This window comes from Clostridium cadaveris (assembly GCF_020911725.1).
In the GTDB taxonomy this organism is placed as follows: Bacteria; Bacillota; Clostridia; order Clostridiales; family Clostridiaceae; genus Clostridium_X; species Clostridium_X cadaveris.
In genome coordinates, this window is record NZ_CP076620.1 from 2,825,205 (window position 1) to 2,841,662 (window position 16,458).

Genomic DNA, 16,458 nt, shown 5'->3' on the forward strand with positions numbered 1-16,458 from the left:
TATCCTTATCTTTATTTTTCATATTCACCCTTTTGTTCAAAGTAGCATTTTCCACATAAAGATTCGTATTCCACATTGTCAGTCTTATCTATTGCAACTTGTTCCCCTTCAAATACAAATCTGCCATTTATCTTTCTCCCGTTTAAAATAGCCTTTCTTCCACAGGCACAAATAGTTTTCATTTCTTCTAAACTATGAGCTATAAGGAGTAACCGCTGACTTCCTTCAAATCCGTTCATTTGAAAATCTGTTCGTAATCCATAGCATATAACGGGCACATCTTTCATTACAGCAATTTTAAATAACTCATCTACATGATGAGATTTTAAAAATTGAGCTTCATCAACCAATATGCAATGTATATCTTCACTACTTAATCTTTCTTCTAGCAGTTCAAATATATTTTGTTCTTTTTTTACTATAATATCAACTTTTCTATCAACTCCAAGTCTAGACAAAACTTTGTCTCCACCTTTTGTGTCTGTCTCTGACTTCATTAGAATTATCTTCATTCCACGCTCTTCATAATTGTATGCTACCTGCATTAAACTGGTAGACTTTCCCGAATTCATCGCTCCATATCTAAAGTAAAGTTTAGCCATCTTTTTTTCTCCTTTTCGCTTTACAGTATCCTTAAAGATTATACCATAAACTCATATCATTTTCTATTGACTAAACTTTTAAATTTATGATATAATCTAGTAGTTATAAGCGGGTATACCGCAACTTGAAAGAGGTGAACAAAATGAGAGAAGGCATACATCCAGAATACCACAATGATGCAGTGGTTAAGTGCGCATGTGGAAATACTTTTACAACTGGTTCTGTTAAGAAGGAACTAAAAGTAGAAATATGCTCAAAGTGCCACCCATTCTTCACTGGCCGTCAAAAGATCGTTGACGTTGGCGGAAGAGTTGAAAGATTCAACAAGAAGTTCAACTTAAAGAATGAGGAATAGTACTTTTAAGGAAAGAACGTAATTTTTCCTTAGCTACTTAGATTCATAGAGCAATAAAAAAACCATGTCAAGCTAATCTTGTCATGGTTTTTTTATTTTTTGTAAATTTTTAAATTATAAAACAAGCAGTGAGATATTGAAATCATTCATTTTCTCACTGCAGATTCTATAATTTAAAAATTATCTCTCTAGAAATACTTTATTTTGAGAACATATCACTCTTTTTTATTATCTCTACAAACTCATTATTGTTAGCTGTCTTTGATAAGTAATTTATAAGATTTTCAGTTACATCTTCTATGTTTCCATCTCTATACATTACTCTTCTAACTGCAAAAGAAGCATCTTTCTCATCATCAGTAAATAAAAGTTCTTCTTTTCTTGTTCCTGATTTGTATACATCAATAGCTGGGAATATTCTTCTCTCTTGAAGTTTTCTGTCCAAATGAACTTCCATATTTCCAGTACCTTTAAATTCTTCGAATATCATGTCATCCATACGACTTCCTGTTTCAACTAATGCAGTAGCTAGTATAGTAAGACTTCCGCCTTTTTCTATATTTCTTGCTGCCCCAAAGAATTTTTTAGGCATTATAAGAGCTCCTGGATCTAATCCTCCAGATAGAGTTCTTCCTGTTGGAGTTATTGTAAGATTGCAAGCTCTAGCAAGTCTTGTTAAACTATCTAAAAGTATAACTACATCATCACCATACTCAACAAGCCTCTTTGCTCTTTCTAAAACAAGTTGCGCAACTTTAGTATGATTCATAGGTTCCTCATCAAAGGTAGAATAAACAACTTCTCCTTGAATCGATCTTTGCATGTCTGTAACTTCTTCAGGTCTTTCATCTATTAAAAGCACTATCAGTTTTACATTCGGATAATTCTTAGATATGTTTTGAGCTACTTTTTTTAGTAAAGTAGTCTTTCCAGCTTTAGGTGGGGCTACTATGACACCTCTTTGTCCTTTACCAATAGGACATATTATATCCATTAGTCTTGAAGACAAGTCTTTTGAATCATCAGTTTCCAATCTTAACCTTTCTTGCGGATAAATAGGGATAAGTTTTTCAAAAGGCGTTCTCATAACTGCCTTTTCTGGTCTTTCACCATTTACACTTTCAACATAAAGAAGAGCTTTAAATTTTTCTCCTTCTTTTGGAGTTCTCACTTTTCCTCTTACTTCATCACCTGTCCTAAGATTAAATCTTCTTATTTGAGAAGGAGAAACATACACATCGTCACTCCCAGTAAGATAATTCTCGCATCTTAAGAATCCAAAACTATTATTTTCATTTATATCCAAGATTCCCGACACCGAGTCAGACTCATTTATCATGTTTTTTAGTTTTTGTTTCTTATCATCTTGATTATCTATTGAACTCTTTACTGAGTTCTCGCTTCTTGTAGGAACTTCTTCATTACTTGATTTTGGAGTTATCTTTTCTTTTAGTACTACTCCATTTCTTTCTATAGAAACTGGATTAGCATTAGATGACTCTAAGCTTTTTATAGCCTCTATAAGCTCGGCTTTTTTTAGCTTGCTTATATTTTTTATATTATTGTCTTTAGCTATTTTACGAAGCTCAACCAAGGTCATGTCATCGTAATTATTATTAACCAATACGGCACCTCCAATTATGTATTCTTACAAAACCCATTTTAATATTTAGGTGGCACTAAAAATTATTATCATTAAAACAAATTCTTATACTAAATTTAGAAACTCATTTTAATTATAATCATTATTGTAAATACTTCAAGGTGATTAAGAAATTTCCTTTATATTTTTCTAACTTATCTCATAGTTTTTATCTATTTGTTCTCTTCTTTGCATTTTTAATGAATCCTACAAATAGAGGATGTGGATTATTAGGTCTTGATTTCAATTCAGGATGAAATTGGCATCCAACAAACCAAGGATGATCTTTAATCTCTATAATTTCAACAAGCCTGCCATCAGGGCTAGTTCCTGTTATGTTAAGACCACCTTGAACAATTTTCTCTCTATAATCATTATTGAACTCATATCTATGTCTATGTCTTTCTTTAATCATATCTTTTCCATAGACTTTAATAGCGTTACTATCATTTACTAATGCACAAGGATAAGCGCCCAATCTCATAGTGCCGCCTACTTCTTCAATATTTTTTTGATCTGGAAGCAGATCTATTACAGGGTATTTAGTTGAAGAGGCTATTTCAGAACTGTTTGCTCCTTCATATCCCAATACATTTCTGGCAAATTCAATAACTGCACACTGCATACCAAGGCATATCCCTAAGAATGGAACTTTATTTTCTCTAGCCCATCTTATAGCTTCTATCTTTCCTTCAATTCCTCTATCACCAAAACCACCTGGCACTAATATACCATCTGATTTTCCAAGAATATCTTTTACATTTTTATAATTTATATCTTCTGCATTTATCCAATTAATATTTACCTTAACGTTGTTAGCTAAACCACCATGATTCAATGCCTCTACTACAGATATATAAGCATCATGAAGCTCAACGTATTTTCCAACAAGAGCTATATTAACTTCATCCTTTAATTTTTCAAATTCTTCTACCATTTTTATCCAATATTCATTATTTATATTTCTTGCCTCTAAATTTAGTTTATCACAAACTAAAGAGTCTAACCCTTCTCTTTGAAGAAGCAATGGAACTTCATATAAATTTTCTGCATCTAAATTTTGAACAACAGAGTTGCCATCAATATTACAGAATAAGCCTATCTTGCTCTTTAAATCGTCTGATAAAGGCTTTTCAGTTCTGCAAACTATGATATCAGGCTGAATACCTATACTCCTTAACTCTTTTACAGAGTGTTGTGTAGGTTTAGTTTTAAGTTCGCCTGCTTTATGAAGATATGGAACTAGCGTAACATGGATATAACATACATTTTCCTTTCCAGCTTCAAACTTAACTTGTCTTATAGCTTCAAGGAAAGGTTGAGATTCTATATCACCTACAGTTCCTCCTATTTCAGTTATGATAACATCAGCATCACTTTCTTCTGCCGCCTCATATACCTTAGACTTTATTTCATTAGTTATATGAGGAATAACCTGAACAGTACCACCTAAATATTCACCTTTTCTCTCTTTAGATATTACAGACCAGTATACCTTACCTGTTGTTATATTACTATTTTTAGTTAAATTTTCATCAATAAATCTCTCATAATGTCCTAAATCCAAGTCTGTTTCCGCTCCATCATCAGTTACGAACACCTCTCCATGCTGATATGGACTCATTGTTCCTGGATCTATATTTAAGTAAGGGTCAAATTTTTGAATAGATACCTTTAATCCTCTATCCTTCAAAAGCCTCCCTAAAGATGCTGCAGTAATACCCTTTCCAATGGATGAAACTACTCCACCTGTAACAAAAATATACTTAGTACTCATATACTCCTCCTAAATTCATTTTTTTCTTGACAACGGAGGTAATATCTCATATAATAATAATTACCTCTCTAATTATATATTTTTTTAAAACATAGATTATATGATACCACATTTTTTGTCGGTGCGATAGTCCTTTTTTTGATTTTTTAAAACATATTTTTTCACATCATATCTTGCAATTCTTTTTCTAGTCTAAAATATTTATCTCTAAATTCACTATTTATAAAAAATTTTTCTTCTGCTTTCTTTATACTGTAATTGACAGATCTTTTGCTTTTAAAATTCATCATCTCATCTAAAGAATCACTATATCCATGTTTTTTTAGTATTAGGATAGTTAAGTATCTATACTCTCTGTCTTTTAAAATATTCATCATCTGCTCATTTGAAGTATGATTCTTATCACATATGAATTTTATGATTTGCATCATTTTCTCCTCACTAAGCACTTTTTACAACCCCTTTCTATTCTTATCTAAGAATATGTCCCTATTTGTATTTTTTAATCATTCTTATTATATTAATTCACTAGTTATAGGCAGATTTAACATATAAATAAATTTAATAATAAAAAATGTTCGTAAAGATACATTTATCTACGAACATTTTTTATAAAATATTATATTAAAATTGGTTCTATATATTATTTCGCTAAATTATTTTCAGATATCATAAATGAGAGTATTAAATTTCCTATACCTAATACACCTGCTGCGCTTCCAAATCCTATGCATATTCCTGATATTAAGTTATGGTCTTCTCCTTTAAAAACTCCTAATGCCAAAATTATTTCTTTAATATAAAAGACAGACGAAATCAAATCGCCTGTCTTTTTTCTATGCTTTTATTTCTACATCCAATATTGTTTTATATGGTTTCTGACCAGATAGTGCTATGTCGTAATCTACCTTAATCTTACCTCCATTATCATTTATTTTTATAATAGTATCATTTGTTTTCACTCTTAGTTCGAGAGTTCCATAAGGAGTATCATAAAGGCTTACATTGTTATTTCCTTTTTGGAATTCCAATTCTGCTATAGTGCTTCCTTTCCTTTGAAGAATAAGCTTTTCATCAAAGATTTTTAAGTATGTTGTAGTTCCTTCCATTCCTGAAAGTTCAGTTTCCTCATAAGATACTAGAAATCCATATTCGGTCTTTTCAAATTCTCCTGTGCTGACAACCTCTATTCCTTCATCATCGATGCTTTGTTTACTCTTTATGTATACCACAGCTTTTTTCTTCATTTCGCCATTCCTTTCTATAGGTGTACTATATAAAATTTTAGAATAACTTCTCTTAAGTTGCAATAGTACTAATCTAAATATATTTTTAAACTCTTTTTACAAATATAAGTTATTTTTAAGATTTTTTTTAGTTTTTTCTAATACATTCTTAACAATCATATACTATAATGGTATTTGTTACTATAATATTAAATTATTTTAACTTATTTATTAATATTTTGAAAGGTATTGGTACGATAATGAATGTTCTAATATTTTCTATATCAGCAGGCGGGGGACATATGCACGCAGCGTTCTCTTTAAAATCTTATATAAAATTAGATGATCCAAAGTCTAATGTTGAGATAATAGATACTTTCAACTATATAAATCCTATATTAGATAAGCTAATAATCGGCACTTATTTGAAAAGTTTAAAAATCTCTCCAGCTTCTTTTGGCTTTTTATATAGACATACTGAAAATACTGAACTACTTTATTCCATATCAAGTAGACTTGTAAATTTTATATCACCAAAACTACTTTCTTTAATTTATAATTTTAATCCAGATGTCATAATATCTACTCATCCTTTTTCTAATGACATGCTTTCTTCACTAAAAGTAAATGGAAAGATTTCATGTCCTATAATATCAATATTGACAGACTATTCGCCTCATAAATTTTGGATTCATCCCAATATAGATGGATATGTTGTGTCAAGTAAAGAGATGAAGATTGAAATGATAAAAAGAAAAGTTCCTGCTTCACTGGTTTATGACTTTGGAATTCCTGTATCACCTAAATTTTTAATTCCTTACCCTAAAGCCGAAACCTTGAAATCCATTGGTCTCTCTCCAAATAAAATTACTATTTTGATAATGGGTGGGAGTCTTGGTATAGGTAATATTTTAAAGGTTTATGATGAACTTCTTTTAATAAATTTTGATTTTCAGATTATCGTTATAACAGGTAGTAACGAAAAATTAAAGTCCGCCTTAACTGAAAGATCTAAATTTGCTTCAAAAAAGACTTTTATCCTTGGTTATACTGATGAAGTAAACAAATATATGAGATGTTCAGACTTGCTTATATCTAAGCCTGGAGGACTAACAGTTTCTGAAGCTCTGATTTGTCATGTACCTCTTTTTCTTATCTCACCTATACCAGGACAAGAGGAAAAAAATGCTGAATTTTTAATAAAACATAAGCTTGCTTTTCAAGTCAATGATGATATGAGTTGTAGCAAAAAAATAAGCTATATTTTAATGAATCCTGAGCTTTTAAGTTCAATGAAAGATAGATATGCAAATTTTGCAAAACCTTTCTCTGGAAACAACATTATAGATTTAATGAAAAGCTGTCTGACATCAAATAAGGGTATATTATAAAATGCTTGAGTCATTTTATAATATACCCTATTCTACTTTTATTTTCTTCAATTCACACTAACTAAAAAAGCTTTTTATAATCTCTACTATTTTAAATCCAAAAGTAACATCTTTCTCTTTTTTAGTTCCATCTACTAAGTTATATTCTTCGTCGTCTAAAACTTCTTTCATATTTTTTTCATTTTCATCATAAGCCGGTTCACCTTTTGATATATCAACAAAACATAGAGGAGGAAACATAACACACCACCAATTTTGTCCCTCTCCATTTCCTATAAGTATTCTATAAGCTTCATATTCTCCTTGAGGAAGAACTATATTACCATAAGTCTTTACAGGAAAGTTCTGCTTATTAAGCTGTATGTTCACTCCATAATCATATCCGTTATCTCTAATTGCTTTTAAGCATATATTCCTAACATTTTCTTCTTCACTTATTAAAATATTTCTAGATTGCTCTTTTGACTTTGACTCTTTAAGCTTTGGAGCTATATACCCTAAAACCTGATCTCTAACTTTGAGTTTAAGAGCTTGATCCTCTTCACTATCACTGTTTGCCAATACATGAAATCTTATTATCTTTGAACTCATACTTTCTTTAGTTTCCTCTGCTTGTACATTTTTATTATATCCATTAAATAAAACTATAATTCCTATAAAACTAAGCACTAATGCTATTACTTTCTTCATACCACTCATCCTCTCCTTTAGTTGTTATTATTTACAATATAAGGTTTTTTATACATAGATTCTAAAATTTTTTAAAGAAAAAACATTCTTCTTTTTGAAAGCTTAATAAAATCAATCTAGAATATAACTTTCATTTGAAGAATGTTTTTAATTTAGTTATTTAATTATACCTGTGGTCTTTATGTTCGTATCTACCTCTATATTGATTTTGCTATTCGAATATACTTCGGACCAATTCTCTCCAAACTTCTCCCATATTGATGGTTTAAATTTTCTTATATAATCATCTATTCCTACAATATCAATACCTATGTTCTGCTGAATACTTTTCATAATCTTTGTACCTTCTTCTGCTATAGTATTATTAAAAATAGATTCAAGTTCATCTATTTCTTCTAGAGTCAAAGGTCTTTCCTTATATCCCTCTTTTATAGCACCACTAAGCTTAAGATAAATATTTATGTTCACTTTACCATCATTTTCGCTGACTTCTATTTTCCTTCGTACTCTTTCTATCTCGTAGTCGTAAGGATGACCTTCTAAGTTCACAACCTTTACTACTTTTTTTGCCTTTCCCCTAAGCACTTCTACTGTAGTAGTCTCTGCATCATTTAGTTGACCTTTAAATTCATAATTCTCCATAACCCCTATACCGCTAAGTTTTATTTCCTTATTTTCTCGATCCATTTTTAGTATAGGCAAAATAGCATTACCTTTTTCAGCAAGGCTGGTTAAAAAGTCATTTAAAGATACTTCTACTGCTGATTCAAAGCTTTGATTATTTTCTAATATCCCACTTATATACGTCTGTATATGTTTATCTATATCGAATTCAGCCTTCATAAACTGTTCTACAGATCCATCAGTTAGAACAACATATATTTTTCTATTTAAATTCGATTGTCTTCTTATATAGTCAACAATTTCTCTAAAAGTATCTGGATATTTAAAAAGTTCCTGATTTATAAGAATCAATCTAGCATGACCTAAATATATGCTTCTGCTACTTTTATTATTTGCTTCTGCAAAAGCTCCCTCCATAGAGTACGTACTCACTGTTATTGTACCATCTTTTTCAATTACAGCTTGAGAAGGCGAAAAGTGACTTATGTCTGGAAAACCATAAGTTATCTTTAGCTTCTTTATATTTCTAGCACTATATGCTCCTTCTTTATTCTCATCCTTTATTTTCTGTTCCTTGTCTATATCTTCTCCAACATCTATCCCTATTGTAGAAACAAATACCTTTCTTTCTATCTCATACTTATCCCAGCAACCACTAAATATAAGAGGGAATAGCACAATTAAAAACGTAGCGATCAGCTTTCTATGTTTCATCGTACCCCCCTCCTTCTTTCCTTTTTTATAACATTAATTATAAAAAGCAATATAGGTACTATAACTATATTTATAAATTCTAATGGAATTAATAACTTTTTGCAGAGATAATCTAGGTGAATTATATTGTCAGCATACATGGTTATAAAATAAATTATAGGAATTAATATTATAGCTCCTATCCTTGCTTTTCTTATCTTAAATCCATATCTCATTGTGTAGCATGCAAAATAAAGTAAAGCTATAAATGTAGTAAAATAAAATAATATCCACAAAATCATAACTATGCCTTCCCATCTTTCCACAAAGTTTCCAGGTATATCTATAGATGCTATCATGGTTATAGCGGGCCATAGCAAACTCTTTGTTTCTTCTACCTCAAATATAGAAATACAATATATTGTTAAGAAAGAATAAAAAACAGCTATGAAAATTATAGACCATAGAGTTATTTTCTTAATTTTTTTTCTATCTTTTATAAACGGTGCTGTTAAAAATAATATTTCATAACCCCCAAATGCTAAGAACCCCCTATAAACTCCACTTACATATGTTTCATATATACCGCTTTTCCCAATTGGCATTATATTTGTAAAGTCAACAGAATTTATCAAAAATATAAAACCTAAAATCATAGGTATAAATACTATGAAAAATACGACTTCATTAAATTTCATTAAATCGCCAACGCCAAAACCAACCACATATATTCCTAAGGCTAATATAGTTAAAACCAAAAATTCTATTGGAGTATTTTGAAGCAAGTAAATCTTTAAAACCTCAGCAAATCTCCTCATGTCTACGGATAAGGTTACAACTACATAAATCATAAATAAAAATAAATTTATATATCCAAAAAACTTTCCAAATGAATTAAAAATTATCTCTACATAAGAGTCAAAATTGTTGAGTTTTTGTACATAATATATTAAAGATACCATGATAAGTGCAAGCACACCTGCAACCAATGCACTTATCCAGCCGTCTCTGCCTGCCACCTCACACACGTATCTAGGATAAGAAAATGCCCCTACACCTATAGTTGTGAGTACAATTGTCGTAAATAGCCCGTACGGTCTTATGCTCTCATCATTCATACAATTCCCTCCTTTTTAAGGTGTTTCTTTTTGTCTTATCTTATCTCCTATATCCATAAAATCTGGTCTTCTAATGAACTTTTTCCATGGATACCTAAAGAATAAATCCTTAAAGTTATCTTTAGTTGTTTCTACAACTGGAGACAAATAAGAATATCCAAAGCTTTTAAGTTTAATCAAATGTATTAAAAAAAGTATACATCCAAAGGTTATTCCATAAAGCCCTGCTATAGATGCTGCTATTATTATTAAGAACCTAACTATTCTTAAAGCATAGGTAACCTCATAATTTGATGTTATAAAACTTGTAATAGAAGTAACTCCAACTATTATTACCATTATAGGACTTATTATTCCGGCGCTCACTGCGGCCTGACCTATCACAAGACCTCCAACTATCCCAATAGTAGCTCCTATAGCTTTAGGCAGTCTTACGATGGCTTCTAAAAGCAATGCCATACTTATTTCCATGAGCAAAGCTTCTACAAAAGCTGGAAATGGCACTCCCTCTCTAGCTGCTGCTATAGAATAAGCAAGTTTAGTAGGTATTATAGAGGTATGAAAAGAAGTTACCGCTACGTACAACCCTGGTAGAACCACTGCTAAGATTATAGCAAATGCCCTTATAAACCTTGTTAAAGAACCATACATCCATCTTTGATAATAATCATCTGGTGATTGAAAAAACTGTGGAAGTGTAGCTGGTACTATAAGTGCAAATGGAGAATTATCTACAAGGATACCAACTCTCCCTTCATAAAGAGCTGCTGCTACAACATCAGGCCTTTCTGTAGATTGAATCTGTGGAAAAACACTCCAAGGATCATCTTCTATAAGCTGAGACACGTATCCACTATCTAATATGGCATCTATGTCAATCTTGTTCAGTCTCTTCTTAGTTTCCTCTAAAACTTTTTCATCAACTATATCTTTTATGTAAGTTATGTTAATATCAGTTTTTGACCTTTCTCCAAGAGACATTGGTTCAACCTTTAATCTTGGATCCCTAATTCTTCTTCTAAGAAGAACAGAATTAAACCGTATAGTCTCTGTAAAGCCTTCTCTCGGACCTCTTACTACTGTCTCTCCTGCTGGTTCTCCTACTCCTCTATTAGGCCATGCTCTTGTAGCAAATACTAATGCTTTAGTACTTCCATCTAAAAGCATTAGTGTATCACCGGATAATAATGCAGTTATGCCATCATCTAAAGAATCTATTTCTTTTAAATCTGTAAGGGTTATTACTCTTTCTTTTATCATTTCTAGAGACATACTTTCTTTGTTGCTCATAAATTCTTCTAACACATATTCATTTAACAGAACTTTATCTGCCATCCCATCAATGTATATAAGTGCGGCGTTATTATTCCCACCTTCAAATGTTCTATATACAATATCTGAGGCACCCTCTAATACAGATTTTATATATATGAGATTATCTTCTAGTTTCTCATACACCTTTATACCTTTTTCTTCCTTCACTATAACCCCTCCCATTATATTGAATTCATTATTGTGTCCTCAGTTTATTTTTTTCAATAAAATAAATTCTATGCAAAAAGAGATACTATTAATTTAAGTTCAGTCAAGATTCCTAAAAAATCTCGAAAATGAACTTAATAATAGCATCTCTAACACGATTATTTTTCTATTTGATTTATATCAATTATAACACTCACATCTCTTTTTAGATATTCTATAACAATATTCACACTCCTAGATAACAAATTCTTATCTTATATAGTTCTTGTTATATATACCTCATTAAAATTCTTCTTCATTGCATCATAACATTTTTGTGCTTCTAACATGTTGTCAAAAATACCAAAGACAGTAGGCCCGCTACCACTCATAAGAGAACCTTCTGCTCCCATTTTCATCATTTCACGCTTTATATCTTTTAATACCCTATGCTTATTTAATGTGACATTTTCCAGTACATTTTTCATATTTCTGCTTATAAATTTCTCATCTTCTCTTTCTATTGCTTGTATTAGAGCTTTTGTATTTGGATGCTTATGAATCTTTTTTATATCTATAGATCCATAAACTTCTTTTGTTGATACTCCAAAATTCGGCTTAACTAGAACCAGTATATGATTTTGAAATCTCTTTAAAGGTGTAACTTCTTCTCCTATACCTTTAATTAAAGCTGTTCCACCATATATGCAAAATGGTATATCTGCACCTATAGTAACTCCTATAGCCGCCAATTTTTCTTTAGGCACATTTACATTAAATAAATTATTCATAGCTTTTATGACAGCCGCTCCATCAGTACTTCCCCCTGCAAGACCTGCCGCTACAGGTATATTCTTTTCTATTTCTATTCTAACTCCATTTTTTATTTTAAAAGTTTCTAGAAACAATTCAGCTGCCCTATAAGCTATATTTCTCCTATCTGTTGGCACATAATTTTTATTACACTTTATTTCTATTCCAGATGGAATTTTTACTACATTTATCACATCATACAAATCTATAGTCTGCATTATCATTTCTAAAAAATGATATCCATCTTCTCTCTTGCCTACAATATCTAAAGAAAGATTAACTTTTCCATAGGCTTTTACTTTCATATATATCCCACCTTATTGAATTCTCATTTCTATATTATATATCATAATATTAATATACTCTAGATACAATTAAAATGAGTCCTTAAGATGACAATTAATAATCTCTATAAAATAAAAAGCGTGTGGTTTTGATAATTGGACTTACGTTTATCAAAACTACACGCTGTATAAATTAATTATACATTTTTTTCTTAGAATATAAATGAGAACTCTCTCTTTTATAAAGAAAATTTATATTACAAAAATTATTTTACAGCAATATTTGTTGACTCCTTATAAAAAATTATCTATTGCTAATTATCCTAATTTAGGTATATCATCCCTATATTCTGTTTTTATATAGTTTTTTATTAGAGCTCTTACTCCATCGAAATCTTCAAAGAATACAACTACGATATCTCCCGGATTCATCATATCTAAAGCTGCTTTTAATGCACTGACTTCATCTAATATGGTAGTTACATTTTCATTGCTTATAGAAGATTCATCAATACCTTTTTTCAAAATCTCCGCTATTTCTCCTGTCATACGACCTCTTTTTTCTTTATCTTCTTTAACTACAATATAATCAAAGAAGTTTCCACTTATTCTTCCTACCTCTACTACATTAGAATCCATTCTATCTCCCGGAACCCCTATAACTCCAATAAGTCTATTATGAGGCAACCTTTTAAGTCCTCTTATAACAGCTTTGTATCCCTCTATATTGTGTCCATAATCAAGTACTACTTTCCCTCCATTAACTTCAAATACATTAAATCTTCCTGGATTATTTTCTTCATCGCCTTTAAAACTTCTCAATCCTTTAGCTATAGTGCAATAATCTACGCCTAATCCAACTAATGCACTACATGCACCTAATGCATTTTCCACATTATAATCTAATGCTCCATTTAAAGTTATAGGAATATCCTTTATATCGGTTACATAAAAAATCTTTTTATCCTTTTCTACATATATTGATTGATCATTTATGTAAACTCCATATCCACCTTTTTTTATATTTTCTCTCAAATAAGGATTATCCTTATCTTTTGAAAAGATTATAGGATTTCCTTTTACTCTGTTTAAAATATCCAAACTAACAGGATCATCACCATTTATTACGCTATACCCATCCTTTTTAACAGCTTCTAATACAAGAGATTTTACATTTGCTAAATCTTCTATAGTGTTTATGCCATCAAGTCCAAGATGGTCCTCACTTATGTTAGTTACTATCCCTACATCAGCCAAATCATAGCATAATCCATTTCTTATAATACCGCCTCTAGCAGTTTCTAATACTGCCACTTCGACATCTTTGTTCATAAGTACTGTTTTAGCACTTTCATACCCTGTGTCATCACCTTTGTGAATACACTTGTCATTTACATAAATGCCACTAGTAGTAGTCATACCTACGCTATATCCCATACAACTTAATGTATGCCCTATTATTCTTGTTGTAGTTGTCTTACCATTTGTTCCTGTAACTGCAACTATAGGAATTGATTTAGGTGAATTTTTAAACATCATATTTACAATAGCCTCTCCAACTGGTCTTGACGACCCTTCATAAGGGTAATGGTGCATTCTTATTCCTGGTCCTGCATTTACCTCCATTATAATCCCTTTGTCTTTTAATGGAATAGCAAGATCTTCATGACACACATCTATTCCGCATATATTCAAATTAAGCGACGCTGCTGCTCTCTCAAAAATCTCTATATTTTCTCTACACACCTTATCTGTATAATCGATGGCTGTACCACCTGTAGAAAGATTTGCATTTTCTCTTAGGTATACTTTCTCGCCTTTTGGAATAATAGAATGAAGTTTAAATCCCTGTCTTGAAATAGCATTTAGCATATTATCATTAATCTTAACTTTGGTAAGAGGCTTTTCATGTTCTTCTCCTCTTTTAGGATCTGAATTCAATTCTCCTATTAATTCCTTTAAAGTTTTTCTGCCGTCTCCTACAACTGATGGAGGAAGTCTTAAAGATGCTGCTACCATCTTCCCGTCAATCATGCATATTCTAAAATCTTTTCCTGTATAGTATTTCTCTATTATTATTTCATTGTAATTTTTTCTAATTTCACTGAAAGCCTCAGTGAGTTCTTTTTGGTTCTTTATATTTACTTTTACACCATTTCCATGGTTTCCATATCTAGGTTTTAATACCACAGGATAAGTTATAGATTCTGCCTGAATTAAAGCTTCTAACAATGTGTTTACTATACCACCTGCAGCTACAGGTATACATTGGTTTTGTAATATCTTTTTTGTCATTACCTTGTCACATGCTAAATCAACATATGGACAGCTAGTTTCTTCCACTACAGTAGCCTCTATAATTTTGCTGTATTTTCCATACCCAAGCATATAAAATCCACTATCCCACATGCTCATTACAGGTATTTCTTTGCTTTTGGCCGCATTGACAATAGCCATAGTACTAGGTCCCATGACTTCTTCATTATAAATAGTCCTTACATCATTAAACTTTTCATCAAAGTTAAACTCCCTATCACTGCATAGAGCGTTTATAAAGTTTACGGCTAATTTAGCAATCTCAACAACAGTCTTTTTGTATTCATATTGTATTATATCATAATACATATCGCCTCTTATTTCTCTGGCTTTTCCATAAGCAGCATCAATTCCAAGTCTATTTTGAAGGGCTATAATCATATGCTCACATATATGAGCTAGATAGGTTCCTTCTTCTAATCTTTTTACAAATCCGCCTTCTTCATATATACCACATCTATGTGTATATAATTCTGGAATGCTTTCTAATAATCTTTTGTTAAAGTTAGGTATATCTTTGCTTGGTGTATCACAGTATCCCTGAAGATCCAGTTCCAATCTTATACACTTTTTATGAGAATAAATATTCCTTCCATCAAAGATTTTATAACTCGTTATTTTCATTAAGAAATTCCTCCTCTAGCGGCCTTCCTGTGTTGAGGTCAAAGCCATCTCCCTCTTTTAATACATGCATTCTCACATCAAACAAACTTAAAAGCTCATTTTGATGCTGTTCAGACACATTCGAGTAAGAGAGATTTCTTCCGTCAATTACATAAACCGCACCCGACCCTTTGACTCTAAACTTGTTTTCGCTATCTACTATAATAGCTGTATCCTCATCTATTCCTATCCCTAATATTTCAGGATTCTCTGCCACACCTACCAAAAGCCTGCCTATTCTGCCTCTTTGAGCAAAATGTTGGTCTATTATAACTTTTGAAATAAGACCTAATCCAGGTGCCATTTTTAAAGTACATTTCTTTGGAGACTCATCATCTGGTCCATTTACTATCATAGTAGAGCTTACAACTGAAGCTCCTGCAGATGTACCTACAAAAATACATCCTCTTTCATAACTTTCAATAAGTTCTTTATGTAGAGGTGTTCCACCTAGAATACTAGTAATACGCAATTGATCACCACCAGTGAAAAACACTAAAGAAGCCTTTCTTATGATTTCTACTGCTTCTTTGCTATGACATTCCTCTCTGCTAGGGACGTACAATATACTTATATTTGAGACTCCAAGTTCCCTAAATATCCTTTTATATTTGTTGCCTGCTTCCTTTGGTGTTTCGGTAGCTATAGTTGCTATTACAAGCTCATCCTTCGATTTATCAATAGCGTTGCAAACTTCTCTTAAAATTTCTTTATTTCCTTTTTTGTCCTCAGCTCCTCCTATTATGATTAATCGCTCTTTGACTTTTTCCATTTAATAACCACCTTTTACACTTGTATACTA

Annotated in this window: 15 protein-coding genes; 2 read left to right on the top strand and 13 right to left on the bottom strand. The window is 31.2% G+C overall.

All coding sequences use genetic code 11. From position 1 onward, the window contains the following. Positions 1 to 11: 11 nt before the first annotated feature. A complete protein-coding gene (locus KQH81_RS13490; RefSeq protein ID WP_230028405.1) occupies positions 12 to 602 on the bottom strand; it encodes a thymidine kinase in 591 nt (196 codons plus the stop codon). Positions 603 to 745: 143 nt separating this feature from the next. Here KQH81_RS13490 and rpmE point away from each other — a divergent pair, with 143 nt between their 5' ends. Continuing rightward, positions 746 to 958: a 50S ribosomal protein L31 gene (gene rpmE, locus KQH81_RS13495; protein ID WP_027638691.1), complete on the top strand. Its 213-nt coding sequence runs from the start codon at positions 746 to 748 to the stop codon at positions 956 to 958. Positions 959 to 1,157: 199 nt separating this feature from the next. Here rpmE and rho read toward each other — a convergent pair whose 3' ends face one another. The 5 genes from rho to KQH81_RS13520 all read right to left on the bottom strand — a co-directional run bounded on the left by rho (position 1,158) and on the right by KQH81_RS13520 (position 5,687). Next, positions 1,158 to 2,582, bottom strand: coding sequence for a transcription termination factor Rho (rho, locus tag KQH81_RS13500; RefSeq protein ID WP_267890564.1), 1,425 nt, complete (start codon positions 2,580 to 2,582; stop codon positions 1,158 to 1,160). Between the two features lie 187 nt (positions 2,583 to 2,769). Next, complete coding sequence (locus KQH81_RS13505) at positions 2,770 to 4,377, bottom strand: CTP synthase (RefSeq protein ID WP_027638689.1); 1,608 nt, start codon at positions 4,375 to 4,377, stop codon at positions 2,770 to 2,772. 161 nt (positions 4,378 to 4,538) lie between these two features. Beyond that, on the bottom strand, positions 4,539 to 4,805 hold the full coding sequence (locus tag KQH81_RS13510; RefSeq protein WP_143081328.1) for a ribose-5-phosphate isomerase: 267 nt from the start codon (positions 4,803 to 4,805) through the stop codon (positions 4,539 to 4,541). Positions 4,806 to 5,020: 215 nt separating this feature from the next. Continuing rightward, positions 5,021 to 5,197, bottom strand: coding sequence for a hypothetical protein (locus KQH81_RS13515; RefSeq protein WP_196802072.1), 177 nt, complete (start codon positions 5,195 to 5,197; stop codon positions 5,021 to 5,023). A 16-nt stretch (positions 5,198 to 5,213) separates the two neighbouring features. After that, positions 5,214 to 5,687 carry a DUF1934 domain-containing protein gene (locus KQH81_RS13520; RefSeq protein ID WP_230028407.1) on the bottom strand — a complete coding sequence of 158 codons (474 nt, stop codon included), beginning with the start codon at positions 5,685 to 5,687 and terminating at the stop codon, positions 5,214 to 5,216. Between the two features lie 176 nt (positions 5,688 to 5,863). On the opposite strand from KQH81_RS13520, the gene KQH81_RS13525 reads away from it, so the two are divergent. After that, complete coding sequence (locus KQH81_RS13525) at positions 5,864 to 6,994, top strand: MGDG synthase family glycosyltransferase (RefSeq protein WP_027638686.1); 1,131 nt, start codon at positions 5,864 to 5,866, stop codon at positions 6,992 to 6,994. 57 nt (positions 6,995 to 7,051) lie between these two features. Here KQH81_RS13525 and spoIIR read toward each other — a convergent pair whose 3' ends face one another. The 7 genes from spoIIR to KQH81_RS13560 form a co-directional block, all read right to left on the bottom strand. Next, positions 7,052 to 7,684, bottom strand: coding sequence for a stage II sporulation protein R (gene spoIIR / locus KQH81_RS13530; protein WP_027638685.1), 633 nt, complete (start codon positions 7,682 to 7,684; stop codon positions 7,052 to 7,054). 156 nt (positions 7,685 to 7,840) lie between these two features. Next, a complete protein-coding gene (locus KQH81_RS13535; protein WP_230028409.1) occupies positions 7,841 to 9,022 on the bottom strand; it encodes a Ger(x)C family spore germination protein in 1,182 nt (393 codons plus the stop codon). Further along, positions 9,019 to 10,119: a GerAB/ArcD/ProY family transporter gene (locus KQH81_RS13540; protein ID WP_168972421.1), complete on the bottom strand. Its 1,101-nt coding sequence runs from the start codon at positions 10,117 to 10,119 to the stop codon at positions 9,019 to 9,021. The genes KQH81_RS13535 and KQH81_RS13540 overlap by 4 nt, the downstream gene beginning before the upstream one ends. 15 nt (positions 10,120 to 10,134) lie before the next feature. Next, positions 10,135 to 11,601 (bottom strand): spore germination protein, encoded by a 1,467-nt coding sequence (locus KQH81_RS13545; RefSeq protein WP_407647300.1) that lies wholly within the window; start codon positions 11,599 to 11,601, stop codon positions 10,135 to 10,137. A 254-nt stretch (positions 11,602 to 11,855) separates the two neighbouring features. After that, on the bottom strand, positions 11,856 to 12,698 hold the full coding sequence (gene ispE / locus KQH81_RS13550) for a 4-(cytidine 5'-diphospho)-2-C-methyl-D-erythritol kinase (protein WP_027638681.1): 843 nt from the start codon (positions 12,696 to 12,698) through the stop codon (positions 11,856 to 11,858). Positions 12,699 to 12,995: 297 nt separating this feature from the next. Then, entirely contained in the window at positions 12,996 to 15,617 is a 2,622-nt protein-coding gene (gene cphA, locus KQH81_RS13555; protein ID WP_027638680.1) for a cyanophycin synthetase, read from the bottom strand. Continuing rightward, positions 15,598 to 16,428: a cyanophycinase gene (locus tag KQH81_RS13560; protein ID WP_027638679.1), complete on the bottom strand. Its 831-nt coding sequence runs from the start codon at positions 16,426 to 16,428 to the stop codon at positions 15,598 to 15,600. Before KQH81_RS13560 ends, cphA begins: the two co-directional genes overlap by 20 nt. Positions 16,429 to 16,458: the final 30 nt, after the last annotated feature.

Bases quoted from the DNA above. Each gene is read 5' to 3' on its own strand.
- spoIIR (WP_027638685.1), bottom strand. From the start codon at position 7,684: ATGAAGAAAGTAATAGCATTAGTGCTTAGTTTTATAGGAATTATAGTT.
- KQH81_RS13535 (WP_230028409.1), bottom strand. From the start codon at position 9,022: ATGAAACATAGAAAGCTGATCGCTACGTTTTTAATTGTGCTATTCCCT.
- KQH81_RS13525 (WP_027638686.1), top strand. From the start codon at position 5,864: ATGAATGTTCTAATATTTTCTATATCAGCAGGCGGGGGACATATGCAC.
- KQH81_RS13540 (WP_168972421.1), bottom strand. From the start codon at position 10,119: ATGAATGATGAGAGCATAAGACCGTACGGGCTATTTACGACAATTGTA.
- KQH81_RS13510 (WP_143081328.1), bottom strand. From the start codon at position 4,805: ATGCAAATCATAAAATTCATATGTGATAAGAATCATACTTCAAATGAG.
- ispE (WP_027638681.1), bottom strand. From the start codon at position 12,698: ATGAAAGTAAAAGCCTATGGAAAAGTTAATCTTTCTTTAGATATTGTA.
- cphA (WP_027638680.1), bottom strand. From the start codon at position 15,617: ATGAAAATAACGAGTTATAAAATCTTTGATGGAAGGAATATTTATTCT.
- KQH81_RS13560 (WP_027638679.1), bottom strand. From the start codon at position 16,428: ATGGAAAAAGTCAAAGAGCGATTAATCATAATAGGAGGAGCTGAGGAC.
- KQH81_RS13490 (WP_230028405.1), bottom strand. From the start codon at position 602: ATGGCTAAACTTTACTTTAGATATGGAGCGATGAATTCGGGAAAGTCT.
- KQH81_RS13505 (WP_027638689.1), bottom strand. From the start codon at position 4,377: ATGAGTACTAAGTATATTTTTGTTACAGGTGGAGTAGTTTCATCCATT.
- rpmE (WP_027638691.1), top strand. From the start codon at position 746: ATGAGAGAAGGCATACATCCAGAATACCACAATGATGCAGTGGTTAAG.